The sequence below is a fragment of the Arachidicoccus sp. genome, assembly GCF_050436765.1.
In the GTDB taxonomy this organism is placed as follows: Bacteria; Bacteroidota; Bacteroidia; order Chitinophagales; family Chitinophagaceae; genus Arachidicoccus.
On the sequence record NZ_JBNQGD010000368.1, the window covers coordinates 1 to 19,636 of the forward strand.

Consider the following 19,636-nt stretch of genomic DNA (forward strand, 5'->3'; position numbering starts at 1 on the left):
ACCGGCTATACCAGGCTCAAAGCGGGGTGAATACCAATTGGCTTTCGATACCAACACGCACAGGCATAGGTGACAATCATAGTTTATCCATAAGCGGGGGAGCAAGATCAATTCGCTATTCGATTGGTTTGAATTATAATAATAGTGTTGGTGTAATGAAGGGGTCGGGGCGCAATACATATGGACTCAATTATATCCTGTCTTATATTTCCCCGAAAATTCGTTTTTCAAATAATACGAGTGTTAATTATGCCCGTGGAAATAATACACCCTGGGGAAGTTTCAGCCAATACGCCAACCAGTTTCCTTTCTTCAAACCTTATGACTCGGTGGGGAATGTTGTAAAAATATTTGAGCCTAACAATTCCATTCTAGGTATAGCGGTCCCTGCACCGGGGGGAATATTTACCAATGCGGCTTATAATGCTACCCTTGCTACAAAAGATTACACTTTTTACACCTCCTTTACCAATAATACAAGTTTTGATTGGACCATAAATCAGCAGTTGCGCCTAAGGACGGCCATCAGTTTTTCAAATAATCTTCCCGGGGCAGAACAGTTCTATCCTGCTGATCACACCATTTTTGTAAATATCGCGTTGCCTTCCTTCACTCAGTTGGGTTCTTATACACAAGCGCGCGGTAAAAATATCGCAATCGATGCGCGCGTCAATGCGGATTACAATAAGAGAATCGGAAAGCATATGATCATGGCATCTGTTGGAGCAGAGGCGCAAAGCACCAATAGCAGATCGACCACCATTGATGTTTCTGGCATTCCCAATGACTATCTGGGTGAGTTAGGAATGGCAAATGGATATGGCCTAAGTTTAAAACCTAATTCATTAATCAATATAACGCGGAGTTTGTCATCTTATCTAAGTGTAAGCTATAATTATGCCGATCGATACACTGCAGAAGTTACAGCCAACGCCAGCGGCTCTTCGCAGTTTGGTTCTAATAATAGGCTGGCGCCTTTCTATGCCGGTGGTCTTGCCTGGAATGTTGATAAAGAAAAATTCTTTAAAAAGAACGATTTTATACAGCAATTGCGCATAAGGCTGACGACTGGCGTTACCGGCAACCAGAATTTTGCGGCGAACTTGTCTCAACCATCCTTTCAGTATAACTTATTTAACAATTACAGGCTTCAACTTGGGGCCACGCTACAGGGGTATGCTAATCCGGATTTAAAATGGCAACAAACGCTCAAGAATAATATTGGCGCAACAGCCGGATTATTCAATGGAAAATTAAATGTTAGTTATGATTATTACTCAGAAATTACCAACAACCTCATTTTGCCGTTGGATGTGGCGCCGTCCACGGGCTTTTCAACCTATCAGGACAATTTAGGCGCTACCAGGAATACAGGTTATGAGCTGTCAATTTCTTCTGCCATTATACAGAACCGCAAGAAAAACATCTTCTGGACCCTCACATTCAATGCTGGACATTACAAGAATATTATTACCAGACTTTCTGCGGCGATACAAGCATTGAACGATGCGAATAATAGCCGCACAATTGACCAGACGGCTCCTTGGCCAAGATTTGAGGTCGGGCAGTCGATGAGCAGGATATGGGCGGTGAAGTCATTGGGCATTGATCCTGCCACAGGTAAGGAAGTATTTGTAAAACTGGATGGCAGCAAGACATTTGTCTGGGATCCAAATGATAAAGTTCCGGTAGGTGACGCATCCGCCAAACTAAAAGGGATGTTCGGCTCCAATTTCAATTACAAGGGAATAACATTCAATTTTAATTTGATTTATCAGTTTGGTGGACAGATGTACAATCAAACCTTGGTTGAAAAAATAGAAAATGTGAATTTGCTTACGGGTAATGCCGACCAAAGAGTGCTGAGTGAAAGATGGAAGCAGCCGGGAGACATTGTTCCATTTAAGTCGCTGGTGGCAAACGGTGCATCGGGGTTACAACTTACCAATGCCACATCCCGCTTTGTAGAAAATGATAATTTTATTAATGCGGCCAGTGTTACTGTTGGCTATACTTTCCCTTCCAATTTGAAATGGGTAAGAAAAATGAGACTATCTGCGCCCAGGCTATTTATTACACAAAATGATGTATTGAGAATTGCAACGATAAAAACAGAAAGAGGGACTTCCTATCCTTTTGCACGCAGTTTTAGTTTTGGATTGTCAACCACCTTTTAAAAAAGAAGTTATGAACGATAATTTTAAGAATAGCCATCAGTTTGCAACTGCGCAAAATATTTGCCGCAAAGGATTTTTGATTATGGCTGTCGCTTTGTTTGTATCGGGGTGTAAAAAATTCCTTGATGCTCCGCCTAAAGATAAGGTTCCGCAGTCCATACTTCTTAAAGATGAACAAGGATTTAAAGATGCTTTAATCGGCGTGTATATCGCGATGGACAAATCATCCAATGGTGCAAATTATGGTTTGTACACCACCGATCTTTCCCTGGGTATGTTATCTACCATGGCATGGAATTATGACGACGCGACACTCGCCAATGCGGGGACCGGCGGCGCTTTTTACAATAATGTGGCTTATTATTCCTACGGCGACGCGCAGGTGAAACAGGAAATAGCGGGCATCTGGGGTGGCATGTATAATAATATTGCCAATCTGAATAATATTTTAAAAGAGATAGATAGTAAGCGGGGCGTGTTTACGGGTAATAGTTATAACCTGGTAAAAGGTGAGGCAATCGCACTTAGGGCCTTGTTTCATTTCGATCTTGCCCGGCTGTTTGGACAACCCCCTTTAACCGGCATGGATGCCAATGCTATACCTTATGTTACACAATTTACGGTTAAATCTACCCAGTTTAGTAGTTTAAAAACAGTTGTTGACTCCTGTATCGCGGATCTGTTAACGGCTAAAGATTTACTTTCTTCTACGGATACAAGCGCGGTTTTAAAAGCAGTTAACGACCCGTTTCTTTCTTACACCCAGAATCATTTAAATTATTGGGCTGTGGAAGGCTTATTAGCAAGGGTCTATTTATATATTAACGATATTGACAATGCGGATAAATACGCGAAGGCGGTTATCGGAAGCGATAAATTTCCTTTGATTACTTCGAATGTTGCCGCTGCCGCAAATATTATACGAGACCGTACTTTTTCTCAGGAGCAGCTCTTCTCTGTATATTCAAGCAATATAAAAAATTATAATGCAGACCTTTTTGATAAATCAAGTGGCGTTCCTTTGCGTTTGTCGCCTGCCGGTAAAAATTTAATTTATACAACCGGTAGTGGAAGCTCCGATGATTATCGTTATCGCTCTTGGTTTGACAATAACCAGACCAGGACAGAGGTTCCCTCGAAATTCTTTCAAGACGCCAACCTGCCGTATGTATTGCAAGGTGTTGTACCGGTGATTCGTGTTTCTGAGATGTATTATATCGCGGCCGAGTGTGCCAATGACAGAAACGATATTGCAGATGCTGTCGACATGTTGAATAGGGTGCGACAGGCTCGTGGTCTTACCGCACTAGGGGCCGGTGGCATCGGTAGCACAGATAGCTTATCAACGGAAATTATGAAGGAGTATCAAAAGGAGTTTATTCAGGAAGGACAAACATTCTTTTATTATAAACGATTGAATAAAGACCTGGGACAGGTAACTTCAACAACGGCAATCATACCGGCAAATGTTTATGTTTTTCCCATACCGGATAATGAAAATGAATATAATCATGAATAAAATAATAAGATTAAAATAGACCATGAAAAAACAAAATATTTATATTATATTATTGGCATCCATCGCTGCGTTGAGTAGTTGTAAAAAGATTGTTCCAACGCTTTTTACTAATCCAGATGGTATTTATTTTAACGCGGGAGATAGCCTGTCTTATACGTTTGCTAAACATCCAAATCGATTGACGGATACTTTGGAAATACCGGTTGTCGTGTTGGGTGATACGGCCGGTTTTGACAGAGAGATAAATGTGGAAACAATATCAGATTCCGATGTAAATGCAAAGCAAGGGGTTGATTACAAATTATTACCCCCTTATAAGATGCCTGCTGGTCAGGTTTCTACCGTAATACCCGTTGTCATCTATAGAACGGGTGCTATGGATAGCATTACAGAGACATTTATTTTACAGCTGAAAGCAAATGATAAATTCGAATCGGGCATTACCTCCATGGCCTCTTTGAAAGTACGGGTTGGCTATCTTCAGAAACCATCGACCTGGGGCGAGTTCAGTGGGCTTCAATGGGCAGGCTACTCTACCAACTTTGGTACCTGGACGAGAACAAAATATAAGTTGATATTAGACGCGCTTTATGATCCGTTGAGTGATACGACCGTTACGGAATTTCCTTATTCAAGGTTTTCGCCCCCGGCCAACTATCTGCAATACCTACAGGTCGTAAAAAATTATATCCGGACAAATTACCCCGGGAATTATTCAACCCCGCTGGGTGTGGGCGTCACTTTGAGAGACCCCGATGAAAATAATAATGTGATACGGGTGGGACCCGCGAATTATTAAAATAATATTTCAAGATAAATGAAGATGAAAAAGAATTTACAATATGTTATGGTTTCGTTGGTCGTTGCGTTTGCGTATTCTGCGTGCAAAAAAGACTTAGGAGATCATCCTTACAATTCCGCGAATGTCATCACTATTACGACTGATTTTGCGAATGTAGATTCGCTGGTTGTATACCGTAACGACTCCATTGTGGTCCAACAGGAAGATAGCTTAAAAATGGATGTCCTTCTTTCACAAACAAAACCATCCAATGATCTTGCTTATGAGTGGATGATCATTCAAAGTGACGGCACCATTGGGAATCCCGGGCAATATGTTGTCGGGAATGCACAACAGTTAAGGACCAAGATTGTTTTGCCGCCTAATCTCTATAAGTTAGTCGTAAAAATAACCGATAAAAATACCGGCGTTTCATTTTATAAATTTTATCAATTAAACGTAAACACATCTCCATGGGGCGGGGAGGGATGGTTGGTATTACAGGAACAACCTCTTAGCAATGGTTGCGATATTTCGGTCATTACCTCACGCGACGCAACAACTCCGGGGACAGTTTATTCAAACGTCTATTTATTAGCAAACGGCCATAAACTGCCACCAGGAACCAATAAGGTAAATGTGATTAATTATGCACCTTCTTTACATATACAAAAAGTCTCTTTCTTTTATCCTGATGGTGGACTACAAGTCAATTCTGCTGATTTTAGAGATTCTAGTACTAATTCAAGTTGGTTTTTGATACCACCTTCCACCTACCATCTGCAATTAAATGGACAGATAAATGGCGGACAATATGAATACCAAATCAACAATAATCAACTATATTATCGAAAAGTCAATGCGTCATCCATTAAAACACCTCCGATTGTATTTGGGGCACCAATAATAGGTACCTGGACCTTGAGCCCATTTGTTTTGAATAATTCGGGTAGTGAACAATATTTCACGTTATATGATCAGGCAAATAAATGTTTCTTGTTGTTTAATGCGTCAACCAATACCCTGACTCCTACTAACAGGCCGGATGTCGCCAACAGCCATTTTAACGCGTATAGCGGTGGGGCCGCGGCGCTGAACCAATCTAGCGGTTCGGGTTTTGATTTGAATAATATTGGTCTGAACCTGCTGTATGCGGAAAATGCACAGCCCTTTTCCAGTTCCACGACTTATGATTGTTTTTTCAGAAATAACAGTGGTGATTCTACCTGGTTGTATCAATTCAATGCGGCATTGACATATAGTAACAATTTTACTTCAGGCCGTCATTTTCTTTCGCAGGTGAATATGCCTGGTATCAATAGTGCGACAATGTTCGCTTGTCCTACTTTTGTGGGTGCTCCGGGCGTATTTTATTATGTAAACAGTAGCGATATCTATGCATGTACAGTGGGAGATCTGGCAACTTCTACTGCTGAATTAAGCTATCATTTTCCTACTGGCACAATTATAAAAGCGATGAAGATTTTTAAGTCGGGTTATGTTGCGGAACCTGCAACAGAAAGCAAAGTATTAGTAGTAGCGACCGATGAGACGGCAAGTAACGGCGGTTATAAAGTTTACTTTCTTAATCTTGCCCAAACGGGTGCTATAAATGCGACGCCGGCGGCTGTGTATACAGGCTTTGATGAAATAACGGATATCGTATTTAAGAAAGGTCTGGGACTCTGATAATTTAGTTTTCATTTTTATTATCTAACGCCTGCTTTGAATAAACAAAGCAGGCGTTGTCATTTTATTGGTGGCGTGGGTCCCCTACAAAAGTCGTCATTGGGATGGAGGTATTGGTCAAATGCTTTTGACCATTGATACAATGTGTCTGATATCCTCTATTATTTAAAGATAATTTTATTGCAGAAATAAAACTTCATTTTTTAAAACCACGTTGTATGAATTTAAAGAACGTTATACTTGCTGCGCTACTGTTGTTAATGGGAGGTTCTGCAATTGGACAGGATACTGCTTTAGCTAAAAAGCCGGAAGATTTGAAAATAAAATCATATGCTGAAATAGTTACCCCTGATGCTATTAGCAGTAACGGCCTATTTGGTGTGCATAAGGTAGGCGAGAAATATTATTTTGAAATCCCTGATACGCTCTTAGGCAAAGAGCTGCTGTCTACTACCCGCTTGTCCAAAGTTCCGGCCGGAAGTCCGAAATATGGCGGTGAAATAGTCAATTCAAAAACTATTGCCTTTGAAAGCGGCATTGAAAAAAATACCTTGTTATTGAAGGTCATTACACTTGTTGCCATAGCTGATTCTTCTGACGTGATAGCCAGAGCAGTAAGAAACGCGACGGTAGATCCAATCGCGATGGTTTTTCCCATCAAAGCACGGGGTAAAGAAAATAAGAGCAGTATTATCGATGTAACGGATTTATTTCAAAGAGATAATATTATCACAGGTTTTAGTGCCGATTCAAAAAGTAAAATGCGTTTAGGGGGTGCCGCTGCCGATAGGTCTTATATTGAGCGCATCAAAGATTACCCCATTAATATTGAGACCAAAACAATTAAAACTTTTTCTGTTTCCTTTGGTGCATCAGAATCAAATTCCGCGGCAGGTGCGGGCGTTGGCGTAACGATGGAGTTAAGTAATTCTATTATGTTGATGCCTCAGAAGCCTATGCAGGCAAGGTATTTTGATCCGCGTGTTGGCTATTTTTCTGATAACTACAAAGTATTTTCTGACGATCAGCAAAAAGTAGGGGAAAAGAACTTTATTGTTCGTTATAGACTGGAGCCCAAGCCAGAAGACCTTGAAAAATATAAAAGAGGAGAACTGGTAGAACCTCAAAAACCTATCATTTATTATGTTGATCCTGCTACTCCGAAGCAATGGCGGTCCTATATCATTGCCGCTGTCAATGATTGGAACGTGGCTTTTGAACAGGCTGGGTTTAAAAACGCGATCATCGGAAAAGTGTGGCCGGACAATGACACGACCATGGATATAGAGGATGCTCGTTATAATGTGGTTCGTTTTTTCCCCTCTGAAGTAGAGAATGCTTATGGCTCTAATGTAAATGATCCGCGCAGCGGAGAGATTCTTCAAAGCTATGTGGGTGTGTATTATAACTTGATGAAAAAGCTGCATGACTGGTATTTTGTGCAGGCTGCGGCAATCGATCCAAAGGCCAGAACGATGAAGTTTAGTGATGACTTGATGGGGCAATTAATTCGTGGCGCTGTATCGCACGAAATTGGTCATACTTTGGGCCTGCTTCACAATATGGGCGCCAGCAGTGAAACGCCGGTGGAAAAATTAAGAGATAAAAAATGGGTAGAAGCAAATGGACACACCGTCTCTATTATGGATTACGCCCGTTACAACTATGTAGCACAGCCGCAAGACAGTGTTTCGGAAAAAGGTATCATGCAGCGCATCGGTATATACGATAAATGGGCTATTCAATGGGGCTATCGTTATACAGGCGTGAACGAAGAAGAGGATAAAAAGTTAGAGGCCAAATTGATACTTGATAGCCTGAAGGCGGATCCCCGTCTTTGGTTTGGGGGTTCAAGCAGCAACCTTGCTGACCCTATAGATCCACGCGTGCAAACCGAGGATCTTGGCGACAACAGCATGAAAGCGAGTGAATATGGCATTAAGAATTTAAAGGTTGTAATGAATCATCTGCTTAAATGGACTCGGGAAGATAATGATACCTATGATAATGCGGCGGATATGTATGATGAATTATGCGGACAGTATCAAAGTTATTTCGATAATGTTCTGGCCAATATAGGGGGGGCATACGGGAATATTAAAAGTGTTGAGCAGCCTGGCGATGTATATAGTTTAGTGCCGAAGCAACGCCAAAGAGATGCCATTGCCTTTTTAAATAAAGAGGTATTCGAAACGCCGAGCTGGCTTTTTGATAAAAGCACCTTGAACAAATTTAGGAAGCCGGTAAGGGCAGAATTGCCACAAAAGCTACAGGACATTGCCTTGACCTCCTTATTATCTACCAGCCGACTTTACAGAATGGAGATGCAACGGATGCGTTTTGGCAGTGAGGCTTATAGTGTAAAAGAAATGCTCAGTGATTTGAATAAGGATTTGTGGAGGGAGTTAAATACGCATACACCCATTGATTCCTATCGTCGCTTTCTTCAGAAAAGGGAAATTGAGTTTAGCGCCTTATTGTTGGCTATTGCCGATAAGCCGGTGGCTAAAGGAGGTATCGACTTTGCCAATACCGATATTCCTGTTGCTCTTATATCAGCGTTGAAAAATATTAGGAAAAAATCATTGGCGGCTATCCCGTTTTATAAAGACGATCTGAGTCGGGCGCATCTGAGATATGTTGTTGATAAAATCGACCACATATTGAATACAAACATTAATGATTAAACTCAAGAAGTAAACAAAAATGAAAAAGATCGTAATGCTATTTTCTTTCTGCTGGATGGCTTTAGCGGGCACAGCACAAAAGCCAATTATTAGAAAGGCCCAACCTGCGTTGACATCATCCGTAAAGCCTTATGCCGTGATAATTCCTGCATCTGCTATCAGCAAACCCGGACTGTTTACCATTCACAAAGTGGGCGACAAATATTTTTTTGAAATTCCTGATTCTATTTTACATAGAGAGCTACTGTTAACAAACTGGTTGACAAAAACGCCGGGCGGTAGCCCAAAATATGGGGGAGAGTTTTTGAATCAGCAGGTTATTTCATTTGAGAAGGGAACGACAGGTAAGATATTTATGCGTTTGATTACCCTTGTCAATGCCGCAGATTCCATGAATATGATTTCAAAAGCAGTTAGCAACGCCAATGTGGATCCAATTGCTATGGTTTTTGATTTGAAAGCAAGAGGGAAAAGTAATAACAGTTCCATAATAGACGTTACGGATCTATTTATGAAAGATAACGCTTTCTCTGGATTAGATGTTGGCATTAAGAAAATGCTGGGTCTCACGGGGCTCATGGCAGACAGGACTTTTATCAAAGCTATGCACGCGTATCCTGTCAATGTGGAGATAAGAACCACTAGGACATATGGCGCAAGCGGGACGCCAATTACCGTTGCCGGCGCCGGGACGCCACCTGCTCCGATGGAGGCTGCAACACAGGCGGGTGTCGTGACTTTGGAACTGAGTACATCCATATTGTTAATGCCGAAAATACCGATGACACCAAGAAAGCTTGACCTGAGAGTAGGATATTTTGGTGATGGGTACAAAGTGTACGGTGATGATCAGTACAAAGAAGAAGACAATAGTTTTATCGTTCGCTGCCGACTGGAACCCAAGCCGGAAGATCTTGAGAAATATAAAAGGGGGGAGCTGGTAGAGCCGAAAAAACCCATTGTATATTATGTTGATCCCGCTACGCCAAAACAATGGAGGCCCTATATAATTGCTGCCATCAATGATTGGAATCCGGCTTTTGAGCAAGCAGGATTTAAAAATGCGATTGTTGGTAAAGAATGGCCGGAAAATGACACGACCATGAGTCTTGAAGATGCACGCTATAAGGTGGTGCGCTATTTACCTTCTGAAACGGCCAATGCTTATGGCTTTAATGTTCATGATCCAAGGAGCGGGGAAATATTGCAAAGCTATGTTGGCTGGAACCATAACATCATGAAGTTATTACATGACTGGTATTTTATACAGGCGTCCCCTATTGATTCCGCCGCAAGATCAATGAAATTTAGCGTTAAACTGATGGGGTCGCTTATCCGTTTTGCTGTATCCCATGAAATCGGACATACGCTTGGCTTACGACACAATATGGGCAGTAGCAGTTTGACGCCGGTAGCAAAGTTAAGGGATAAAAAATGGGTGGAAGCAAATGGACATACCGTATCTATTATGGATTATGCCCGCTTCAATTATGTAGCCCAGCCGCAGGATAGTATCTCGGAAAAGGGCATCATGCCACGTATTGGTATATATGATAAATGGGCCATCCAATGGGGATACAAGTATTATGGATCGCCCGATTTACAGCAAGATACCAGGCAATCAGAAAAGCTTTTGCTGGATAGTTTAAATGCGGATAAAAAACTGTGGTTTGGTGGAGAAGGGCGGAATTTTGATGCCCGTTGCCAAACAGAAGATCTTGGCGACAATAGCATGGAGGCGAATAGCTATGGCATTAAGAACCTGAAGATTGTAATGAGCCACCTGAATGATTGGACAAAGCAGGATAACGATACCTATACCAACTTGCTGGATATGTATCGGCAGTTGCTGAACCAATACCAACGTTATGCTTACCAGGTTGCGATGAATGTAGGAAGTGTGTGTGTGCAGACAAAATCGGTGGAACAGCCAGGCGATGTGTATTTCCCCGTTGAAAAAGCAAAACAACAAGCCGCTGTTGCCTTTTTAAATAAAGAAGTATTTACAACGCAGCCTTGGTTAATGAATAATTCAATTTTAAATAAGATCAGTAATCCGTTAAGGCTTTCCGGGCTGGCGGGCATACAGAATATGGTGCTCAACCAGTTATTGTCTGACCGCGTATTGAATAGCCTTTGTTTAACGGCGCAAAGAGATGGCAGTGGAACCGTTTATACACTTAAAGAACTTATCTCGGATGTAAAAGACGGAATATTTAGTGAGCTGAAAACGAATGCGCCAATTGATATTTACAGACGCAATCTCCAGAAAGAATACATAACAAGAATTTTTGCGGCCATTAAGGAAGCTGAATTTTCTACACACGGACTTGCGCTACTCTTTGGGGCCTCCCAAGAAGAAGCCATGCCCGTTACCAGTAACACGGATATCTCTTCTTTACTTTCCTTTAGCCTTGAAAAATTAAGCAAGGAGATTCAAATTGCTATTCCAAACACAAAAGAGGAAGACTCAAAAGAACACCTGGAATATTTGGTACAGAGGATCAAAAAAGGATTAGCACAAAGATTCGTCAAACCAACTAAATAAATGAAATGAAGAAGCAGCTTATAAGCAATAAATATTGTTTCCTGTTACTGATACTATGTATCGCTTGCTGTAAGTTCTTATCTGCCGCACCTCTCCCTACAACTGTTTTTGGCCGGGTCTGTAACTATGATACCCGGTCCGTAGCTCTTTATGAAGTGAAAAACGGAGCACTTGTCCGGTTGGGCTTTCGCTGGCTTAAAGAAGATGGCGGATTTAAATTTGAGTTTCCGTTAGAGAAAGAAGCGATTTTCTTTATTGCCAAGAGTTCCGCTCATCCGGGAAATTTCAAAAATGTAATTTATATAAAACCGGGCGATAAGATGCAATTGCGACTGTATTCGAATAATATTTCTCTCGATTATGATAGTTGCAAAATAAAATTCGAAAATCAGGAAACTAAACTGCTACAGCAATGGGTGAATTGGTTCAATACTACATGTAAAGACGGCCCCATGGCGGTGAAAAGAAATGATTTCTTTTCAGCCTATGCAGAACTTCAATCAACAGTCGCGGCATTCAAAAAATCTGCACGAACTTCTAATAGCTATTTTAATACGCTTTTTAAAGAAAAGATAGATGTGGATATGGATTTTGCAAGGGCTGCAGCTTTCTTTTATTTCAACGACCGAATGAACTCGGGCTATGATACGGTTAAGTCGCACCGTGGTTTTTATTTGCCTCTTGTGAAGGAAGGGAAATATGATGATGCCCTACTTCTAAACACGGATCATGGCATGGCGTTACTAAAGTATTACACCTCTTTAAACAGGTTTTTTAAAACCGGAGATACAAAAGATGCTCTTTTAACGGATATATCCATGGTGGGCAACGATACGCTGAAAGGTGCAATGGTAATTGATTATATGTATGGCGTTGTAAGTTATGAAGCGTTTGAAAAGGAGATTGTTCCTTTTGAAAAATATTTTTTTCAGGCTGAAATGAAGCAGGCGTATGAAAAGAAAAAAGAAGAACTGCTGCCTTTTTCCAGGGGGACACAAGCTTATAATTTTTCATTGCGCGATAGAAATAGTAAAATGGTTTCACTTTCTGATTTTAAAGGGAAAGTGGTTGTATTGGATATGTGGGCCATGTGGTGCGCACCCTGTCTTAAAGAAAAACCATATTTCCGGAAAACGGAAGAGGATTTTAAAAATAATAAGAAGATTGTTTTTGTCAGTATATCTGTTGACGGGAATGTGAAAAAAGATGCTTGGAGAGCATTTATTGTGAAAAAGGGATGGAATGGAATTGAACTGCTTTCAGAGTATGATCAGTCCCTGATGAAATATTATCATATCGAAGGTATCCCCAGGTTTATGATTTTCGATAAGGAAGGGAAAATTGTAAGCGTGGATGCACCCAGGCCCTCAGCTGATGGATTTCGTACACTTATTGAGCAAACACTAAAAGGAAATTGATCTATGAAATACAGTCGTTTTATTTTAATGCTGATGTTGCTGCTTCTGTCTGCCGCTTTTATAAAGGGGCAACCGGCAACCACACTGATAACGGGAACTGTTTCGGAGCATGTGAATGTGGAACTTACAATTTATAAAACCGTAAACAATAAAACAGAAGCGTTGGCGGTGTATAAAGTCTTTGCGCCGAGTCCTGATTTTGCGTTTGCAATTCCGGTTGAAAAGAATGTCAACTACCAATTATTGATTACCCGGATGAAACAGGGCAACAGGCATTTGGAAATGGATAAAAGATTTAAGTTCCCACTCAGATTAGAAGCGGGTCAGCATCTTTCCATAAAGATTACCCCGTCTTTACTGGATGGCGTAAAAAACAATGGGGTGGAATTAAAAGCCGGCGTTCATTGCCCCACTATGAGTATTATTAGTGGTGATCTGGTGAATGCGAAATTTGGCGGCGGTGCCATCAGTCTTGAGAAAGTAACAGATGGTCAATTGATTCCTGTCGCAAGTTATAATACTTTTAAATCGAACAAAAAATTTCAATTAGTCGCCTTTGTAAAAACCGGGAGTTTTTATTATATATCCTCCCTGCGATTTCGGTGCCGGATTTACTTAAAACCTGCAGATAAGCTGGGGTTAAAAATAAATGCTTTTACGGGTGAGTATGATGTTGTCAATGGATCAGAAGAAAATCGGTTAATGGAAAAATGGGAGAAACTGTCATGGCCTATTATTGATTATGGATACAATAGAAGTGTATTTCAAAATGACAGCCTCGATCTGGGAAAATATCTTTCAACTTATCAGAAGTTGCAGCCGGCAATAGCTGCCTTTAAGGCGACCAGTACAACTTCAGATGCTCAATTTAATAAATTATTTGATGTAAGTATTGATCTAGACAATCAGTTCGCTCCGTTGTATCTGCTTTCGCGTCTTTGCGCCAGAAGAAACAACGGGTTTGTTTCTTCTTACAATAGTATCAGCAACCCACCTGCTTTCTACAAGCGTTTTATTGAGAAAGGAAAATTTAGTGACGTACAAATATTGAAGATAGGGGAAGCGATGAGGTTCATAAATCTATATCAACAATTGAATTTTGCTTTCATGGCTGAGCGTGAAAAAATGAAGCTGTGGAGAGAAGATAAGTTGAAAATTATGATGGATGCCATCGCCAATGACACGGTAAAATCAATCTTTTTGCAAGATCAGTTGGAAACAAATGAAGTGGCCAATCTTAGTGAATTCAAAGCGATCTATCAACCCTTTGAGAAATATACCAATCTTCCACAGGTAAGAAAAAAATACCTGCAGGTATACAAAAGTTTTATAGGCGACACCGCTTTTATAGGAAAATCATCTTATGATTTCTCACTGCCGGATACCGAAGGGCGAATGGTGTCGATGAAAGATTTTAGAGGCAAAGTAATATTTATAGATGTGTGGGCCACATGGTGCGGACCATGCAAAGCACAGATTCCATTTATGAAAGAAATCGAAGCGCATTATAAAAATAATAAAAACATCGTTTTTGTAGGTATTTCACTTGATAAGCTTGCTGACCGGCCAAAATGGGCGAAATTTATCGGAGCGGAAAAATTGCCCGGTGTGCAACTCTTAGATGATTTTGGTAAGACCTTTGGGCGCAAATATGGGATAACTGCCATTCCCAGATTCTTGTTGATAGATAAAGGTGGAAAATGGATAGAAATTCGCTGTCCCAAGCCTGAAGCGAAGGAAGAATTAGAAAGATATTTAGATAAAGCGTTAGCAAAGAAGAATGCTTCCTCTGTCGGTGATTGATAAAGAGGTTTTATTTGTTTTGGCGTGAGAAATTATATTAAATAAAGATAAATGCATCCGGTCATCTGCGCCACGACGGATATCCTTGTGTCATTTGGATATGCCCCGCTTTTGTCACTAAAAAAGCACCGGCCTATCGGTACCGCTATACGCCTCCTGCAACCTGATCGAGGTTATATAGGGACTGGGGGCCCTATTATTAAAGCAATCCCGGCCTTACAACCGCGGGCATCTATTGTCCACCTTTAGATAAGGCACTCCTATGCCCCTTATTTTCTCTGCATAATGGATAAAAAGTTAATAAAACTAACACAAATTAAGAAGGGCCATACGCCTGCAATTACCCGTGGTAATAAGTCGTATAACGCTCATCTCTAATGCGGTACTGAATATATTAGTCAATGCTTGAAAGCGCATGCTATGTCAGCCGACGGCCACAGTAAACTGTCGTTGGCAGGCTGTCGTCAAAAGGCCGCTTTCTTTTCTCCGCTGTATATACAACTTCGCCCCCGAATGAAGTGAACTGCAAGGACCTCCTAAATCTCTATGGCCTCTATGGCCTCTTTGCTTTGAAAAAAGGATGCCTCCTTGCTGATATAAAGAGGGTAAATCCTGCTGCTATAGGGTCAGTCAATAGTTAAAACAAATCTCCGGCTAATTACCTGAATGGCAATGTTTTGATGATCCGTTGTTGTATTTTCTTTAACATATATATAATTATCCCCTGAGCAATGCATTAAAGCGCTGGTTTGAATGAATGATAAGGCAAAATAGCATCTGAAATAAGCAAAATAGCAACGGAATGGTAGGGTAAAATGAAATAATTTTACTTGAAAGAATAAATTGAAAGTCATGAAGGACGGAGAAGATGCAGAAGTTATTTTACAAAAGCATATTTTGGGCACAGCTGGCCTGGGTGGGGTTTGGGGTAATATTGACCAAAAGGAGTCTATAAACACTATTCTTAGAGCGCTTGAATCCGGATTTGTGGCTATTGATACGGCACCGGCTTATGGAGAAGCGGAATTTTTGGTCGGGAAAGCTTTACAGCAATGGAAAGGGGCTGCTCCGCAAATAAGTACCAAGGTTGGGCGCTTAAAAAGCTATTCTTCTGATAAAGGTATTTATGATTATTCTGCCGGCGGAATGCGCGAAAGTTTACACAGCAGTCTCGAAGTTTTGGGCGTTCCTCATATAGATGTCTTATTCCTCCATGAACCTGACGCTATTCCCGTAGCGCAAGCTGAGCAAGCGGTAGAACAAATGATTGAATTCAGAGCGCAAGGTTTTGCCAGGAAAATAGGACTCGGTGGGAACCATCCTTCCTTCAAGAAATACATCGATGCGGGGGTCTTTGACATATTGATGGAGTACAACCGTCTTGACGGATGTTGTATAGATGCATTGGATACAACATTGCCTGATTGTATAAACAAAGGAATTAATTACTGGGCGGCTAGTCCTTTGCATATGGGATTACTCGGAAGCCGCTTTGAAGCGTTTACCCAAAGTCGACCCGATTGGATAGCAGAAGACCTTATTAAAAAGGCAATTGCCCTCAAAGACATCGCGGATGACTATCAACTCTCCTTACCCTCTTTAGCACTTAGATTCTTACAGTGCATTCCATATGAATTTAAAATAATCTTAGGTCCCTCTAACCAACAAGAGTTTAACAACTGTTTAGAGAATATTGTTCGTGGTCCACTTGAAAAGGAAATTTACGATAGAGTCGTCAACTGTTTATAATAAAATTAATAATATACTATGTGTCGGATAGATAGCGAAATATTTAATATTGTTCGTATACGCATTAGGTCATTGCAACCCGTTAAAACTGTCACGCCCTTCCAGGATGCAACAATGGGACCCTTTGCGACTTATGGCATTTCAATTATCACCATTGAAGATGAAAACGGCAATATCGGCGAGGCCCCGATATTCCAGACCTATACCAATATTTTAGAATCTTCTCTATTCCCCATTTTATTTCATAGCCATAATATTTCCTATAAAGAAATTTATCCGAAACTATATTGGTCGATTAGAAATGAAGGATTTAAAGGCCCTGCTTCTGCTTTATTAGGACAGGTAGATCTTGCCTTGTATGATTTGGCTGCAAGGCGTAGAAATATGCCCTTGTATAACTATATTGAAGCAGGTAGAAGTGAAGTGGAAATGTATGGAAGCGGCGGCGGCGTTAATTACTCTTATCAGCAACTTGAAGAAGAAATAGCTGTCTTTACAAAAGCTGGTGCAAGGTGTTATAAAATGAAGGTGGGGAAAGATTTTGGAACAAAAATGAATGAAGATATTGAGCGGGTAAAGTTTGTAAAGCAGTTATTGGGCAAAGACATAAAACTTGCTGTAGATGCGAACCAAATTTGGTCATGCAATGATGCTTTGCGCTTCCTGGATGCCGTTGGAGAGGATAATCTTCATTGGTTTGAAGAGCCCATCCATTCGGCAAGTTATGAACAGATTGAAGCGCTTTGTAAAAGAACCAATGTGACGATTGCTTATGGAGAATCAGAACGTACCTCAAAAATTTTCCCTACCTTGGTAAATAGCGGCGTACGACATTTGCAGCCAGTGCCTACGCAGATAGGAGGGGTTAAAGAATGGATGGAAGTCAAAGATTTAGCACAAAGAAATGGAATCTCTTTTTCTTCCGGCGGATATTCGTTATACACCTCTTTTCTTGTTGCATCGGGTCCGGAGGGTTATTATGTAGAATACTTATATTCTTTAATGCATGGATTGGAGAAATATTTTTTACACTATCCGAGCTGGAAAGAAGGAAAATTCTTTTTGCCTGAAATAGCCGGTCTTCCTGTAAGAATAAATTGGGATTATTGTCATCGTGAAAATCTAATTACTGCTCAAATGGTGTGGGAGAAACGCAACGTCCCTAAATATAAACCTTCTGTTTCTATATAAATAAGTATACACTCATGGATATATCTCTTGCTCCTGTTGATTATATAGTGCTCTTGCTATATGTCATAGGCTTGTTTTTTATCGGCTTTTATTTGAATAAGAAAACATCTGATGTAGACATCTTCTTAGGGAACAGATCTCTAAGTTGGTGGCAAATAGGATTTTCTTTGTTTAGCGCGAATGCGGGCCCTATGATGCTGATAGGCTTCGCTGGTATTGGCTTTTCGCAAGGAGTAGTGGGGAGTAATTTTGAATGGCTGGCCTGGGTCTTCTTATTGCTTTTGTCCATGTTTTTTTTACCGCATTATATCTCGACCAAGATAAGTACGATGCCGCAATTTTTGCAATTGCGTTTTGGAAAACGCTCCTATAATTTTTTGATCGTATATAGCTTAATTTCTATTTTGATAATATGGTTGGGAAGTGCATTATATGCGGGTGGACTATTGATTTCGGAGATATTTAATTGGCCGCTAATGCGGGCCATCATTATTATTGCGATTATCGCAACAAGTTTTACCGCAATCGGTGGATTGAAAGCGGTGGTAAGAACCGGCATTTTTCAATCCATTATTATTATCGTTTCTTCTATCGCACTCACTTGTTTGGGTATTCATAAAATAGGGGGTATAGGTAAGTTAATACACGCTACTCCGGAAAATTATTGGCGTTTGTTTCGACCTGCATCAGATCCGCAATATTCATGGATAGCCATTATATTAGGCTACCCTGTGGTCGCGATTTATTACTGGTGCGCAGATCAAACCATTGTTCAGAAAGTGCTTGCCGCAAAAAATATCAAGGAAGGTCAGTTGGGGACAATATTTCTCGCCGTACTAAAGATCATTATGCCGCTGATATTTATTTTTCCGGGTATCATGTGCTACGTATTATTTAAAGATACGGCTCAACCGGATAACGCCTATATTACTTTGATAAAACATCTTATGCCTCATGGTTTATTGGGCTTGTGTATTGCTGCCTTAATAGCCGCATTGATAGATACTGTTTCGTCCGGCTTAAATTCGTTTAGTACCGTATTTACTCTTGATGTGGTGGCACAGTTTAAGAAAATGGACGATGTACAACAGAGAAAAATGGGAAAATGGATTACGGTTGTTGCCGCTGTTTTAGCGGTATTAATTGCCCTATTATTTTCACATTCCGGTAAGGGCTTTTTTGAACTGACGCAGGGGCTACTTTCTATTTTAGCTCCGCCGTTGTCTGTTGTCTTTTTGGCTGGAATAATGTGGAAGAGAGTCAGTAGTCTTGCTGCAGAAGTGGTGTTGTATGGCGGCGGTCTGGTCTGTTTAATAATTGGCGCATGTTTCGTGCTAAATTTTCCCTACGAAGGCTTTTGGCCACATTTTCTAATGTTGTCATTTTACATTTTTGCTGGTCTAAGTATTGTAATTGTTATCATTTCTTTGTTCACGAAAGCGAAGTCCAACACGGCACTGCCATCACTAGTGGAAACAAATAAAAAGTTTGGACACAACGCTAGATCCGTTTGGATCAGATGGGCACTGGTGGCTTTATTGATGGGCATTATTTATCTCATTTTTAAATAATTGAGTCAATCTTAAATAAGGAATTTTATGACAAAATTTTTTGTAACTTCTTTGATCTTAAGCGTCGCTTTTCTGTCTGTACTCACAGGCTGTAAAGAAAATAAAAAGCAAAAATTAATAGAAAAAGTTTTTGTGGTAAATATTGTGCCTGATTCTTCCAAGCTGAAAGAGTATTTGGCTTATCATCAACATGTATGGCCTGAAGTGGAAGCTGGCTGTAAGAGAGCGGGCTATAAAAAAATAGCCATCTATCGCTATAATTATCTGGTGGTCATGGTTGTAACGGTGCCTGAAGGTGCGGATTTACATAAAATGAGCGAAATCGCGGAGGCCTATAGCCCTCGTTGCGCAGAGTGGAATAAGATGATGAGTAAGTATCAGGTAGGTGTTGCCGGCACTTCCGCGGGACAGACCTGGGTGGAAGCGCAGCCTTATTATATCTTCAGCAATTGATAAAGATGACCCGATACCATGCGTATATTATTTTCACTTACACCTTAATT

At 40.7% G+C, this 19,636-nt stretch carries 12 protein-coding genes; all 12 read left to right on the plus strand.

All coding sequences use genetic code 11. From position 1 onward, the window contains the following. Positions 1 to 2,177, plus strand: a 2,177-nt coding sequence (locus tag ACQR30_RS15485; RefSeq protein WP_429736662.1) for a TonB-dependent receptor domain-containing protein, incomplete at its 5' end; no start/stop codon positions are given. Positions 2,178 to 2,187: 10 nt separating this feature from the next. Beyond that, the gene (locus tag ACQR30_RS15490; RefSeq protein WP_429736663.1) at positions 2,188 to 3,696 is read left to right on the plus strand and encodes a RagB/SusD family nutrient uptake outer membrane protein; all 1,509 of its coding nucleotides are present in this window, start codon (positions 2,188 to 2,190) and stop codon (positions 3,694 to 3,696) included. Positions 3,697 to 3,718: 22 nt separating this feature from the next. Then, positions 3,719 to 4,495, plus strand: a complete 777-nt coding sequence (locus ACQR30_RS15495) for a DUF4843 domain-containing protein (protein ID WP_429736664.1) — start codon at positions 3,719 to 3,721, stop codon at positions 4,493 to 4,495. A gap of 24 nt (positions 4,496 to 4,519) precedes the next feature. Beyond that, complete coding sequence (locus tag ACQR30_RS15500; RefSeq protein WP_429736665.1) at positions 4,520 to 6,166, plus strand: PKD-like family lipoprotein; 1,647 nt, start codon at positions 4,520 to 4,522, stop codon at positions 6,164 to 6,166. 218 nt (positions 6,167 to 6,384) lie between these two features. Further along, a complete protein-coding gene (locus tag ACQR30_RS15505) occupies positions 6,385 to 8,853 on the plus strand; it encodes a zinc-dependent metalloprotease (protein WP_429736666.1) in 2,469 nt (822 codons plus the stop codon). A 19-nt stretch (positions 8,854 to 8,872) separates the two neighbouring features. Beyond that, positions 8,873 to 11,401, plus strand: coding sequence for a zinc-dependent metalloprotease (locus ACQR30_RS15510; RefSeq protein WP_429736667.1), 2,529 nt, complete (start codon positions 8,873 to 8,875; stop codon positions 11,399 to 11,401). A gap of 5 nt (positions 11,402 to 11,406) precedes the next feature. Continuing rightward, complete coding sequence (locus tag ACQR30_RS15515) at positions 11,407 to 12,819, plus strand: TlpA family protein disulfide reductase (protein WP_429736668.1); 1,413 nt, start codon at positions 11,407 to 11,409, stop codon at positions 12,817 to 12,819. Positions 12,820 to 12,822: 3 nt separating this feature from the next. Continuing rightward, a complete protein-coding gene (locus ACQR30_RS15520) occupies positions 12,823 to 14,622 on the plus strand; it encodes a TlpA family protein disulfide reductase (protein WP_429736669.1) in 1,800 nt (599 codons plus the stop codon). Positions 14,623 to 15,474: 852 nt separating this feature from the next. Beyond that, positions 15,475 to 16,371 carry an aldo/keto reductase gene (locus ACQR30_RS15525; protein WP_429736670.1) on the plus strand — a complete coding sequence of 299 codons (897 nt, stop codon included), beginning with the start codon at positions 15,475 to 15,477 and terminating at the stop codon, positions 16,369 to 16,371. Between the two features lie 18 nt (positions 16,372 to 16,389). Then, a complete protein-coding gene (locus ACQR30_RS15530) occupies positions 16,390 to 17,562 on the plus strand; it encodes an enolase C-terminal domain-like protein (protein ID WP_429736671.1) in 1,173 nt (390 codons plus the stop codon). 14 nt (positions 17,563 to 17,576) lie between these two features. Beyond that, entirely contained in the window at positions 17,577 to 19,133 is a 1,557-nt protein-coding gene (locus ACQR30_RS15535) for a sodium:solute symporter family transporter (RefSeq protein ID WP_429736672.1), read from the plus strand. A gap of 27 nt (positions 19,134 to 19,160) precedes the next feature. After that, positions 19,161 to 19,586 carry an L-rhamnose mutarotase gene (locus ACQR30_RS15540; RefSeq protein ID WP_429736673.1) on the plus strand — a complete coding sequence of 142 codons (426 nt, stop codon included), beginning with the start codon at positions 19,161 to 19,163 and terminating at the stop codon, positions 19,584 to 19,586. The last annotated feature ends 50 nt before the right edge of the window (positions 19,587 to 19,636 follow it).

Coding starts and splice junctions, on each gene's coding strand:
- ACQR30_RS15530 (WP_429736671.1), top strand. CDS start 16,390: ATGTGTCGGATAGATAGCGAAATATTTAATATTGTTCGTATACGCATT.
- ACQR30_RS15500 (WP_429736665.1), top strand. CDS start 4,520: ATGAAAAAGAATTTACAATATGTTATGGTTTCGTTGGTCGTTGCGTTT.
- ACQR30_RS15525 (WP_429736670.1), top strand. CDS start 15,475: ATGAAGGACGGAGAAGATGCAGAAGTTATTTTACAAAAGCATATTTTG.
- ACQR30_RS15515 (WP_429736668.1), top strand. CDS start 11,407: ATGAAGAAGCAGCTTATAAGCAATAAATATTGTTTCCTGTTACTGATA.
- ACQR30_RS15520 (WP_429736669.1), top strand. CDS start 12,823: ATGAAATACAGTCGTTTTATTTTAATGCTGATGTTGCTGCTTCTGTCT.
- ACQR30_RS15495 (WP_429736664.1), top strand. CDS start 3,719: ATGAAAAAACAAAATATTTATATTATATTATTGGCATCCATCGCTGCG.
- ACQR30_RS15490 (WP_429736663.1), top strand. CDS start 2,188: ATGAACGATAATTTTAAGAATAGCCATCAGTTTGCAACTGCGCAAAAT.
- ACQR30_RS15535 (WP_429736672.1), top strand. CDS start 17,577: ATGGATATATCTCTTGCTCCTGTTGATTATATAGTGCTCTTGCTATAT.
- ACQR30_RS15505 (WP_429736666.1), top strand. CDS start 6,385: ATGAATTTAAAGAACGTTATACTTGCTGCGCTACTGTTGTTAATGGGA.
- ACQR30_RS15540 (WP_429736673.1), top strand. CDS start 19,161: ATGACAAAATTTTTTGTAACTTCTTTGATCTTAAGCGTCGCTTTTCTG.
- ACQR30_RS15510 (WP_429736667.1), top strand. CDS start 8,873: ATGAAAAAGATCGTAATGCTATTTTCTTTCTGCTGGATGGCTTTAGCG.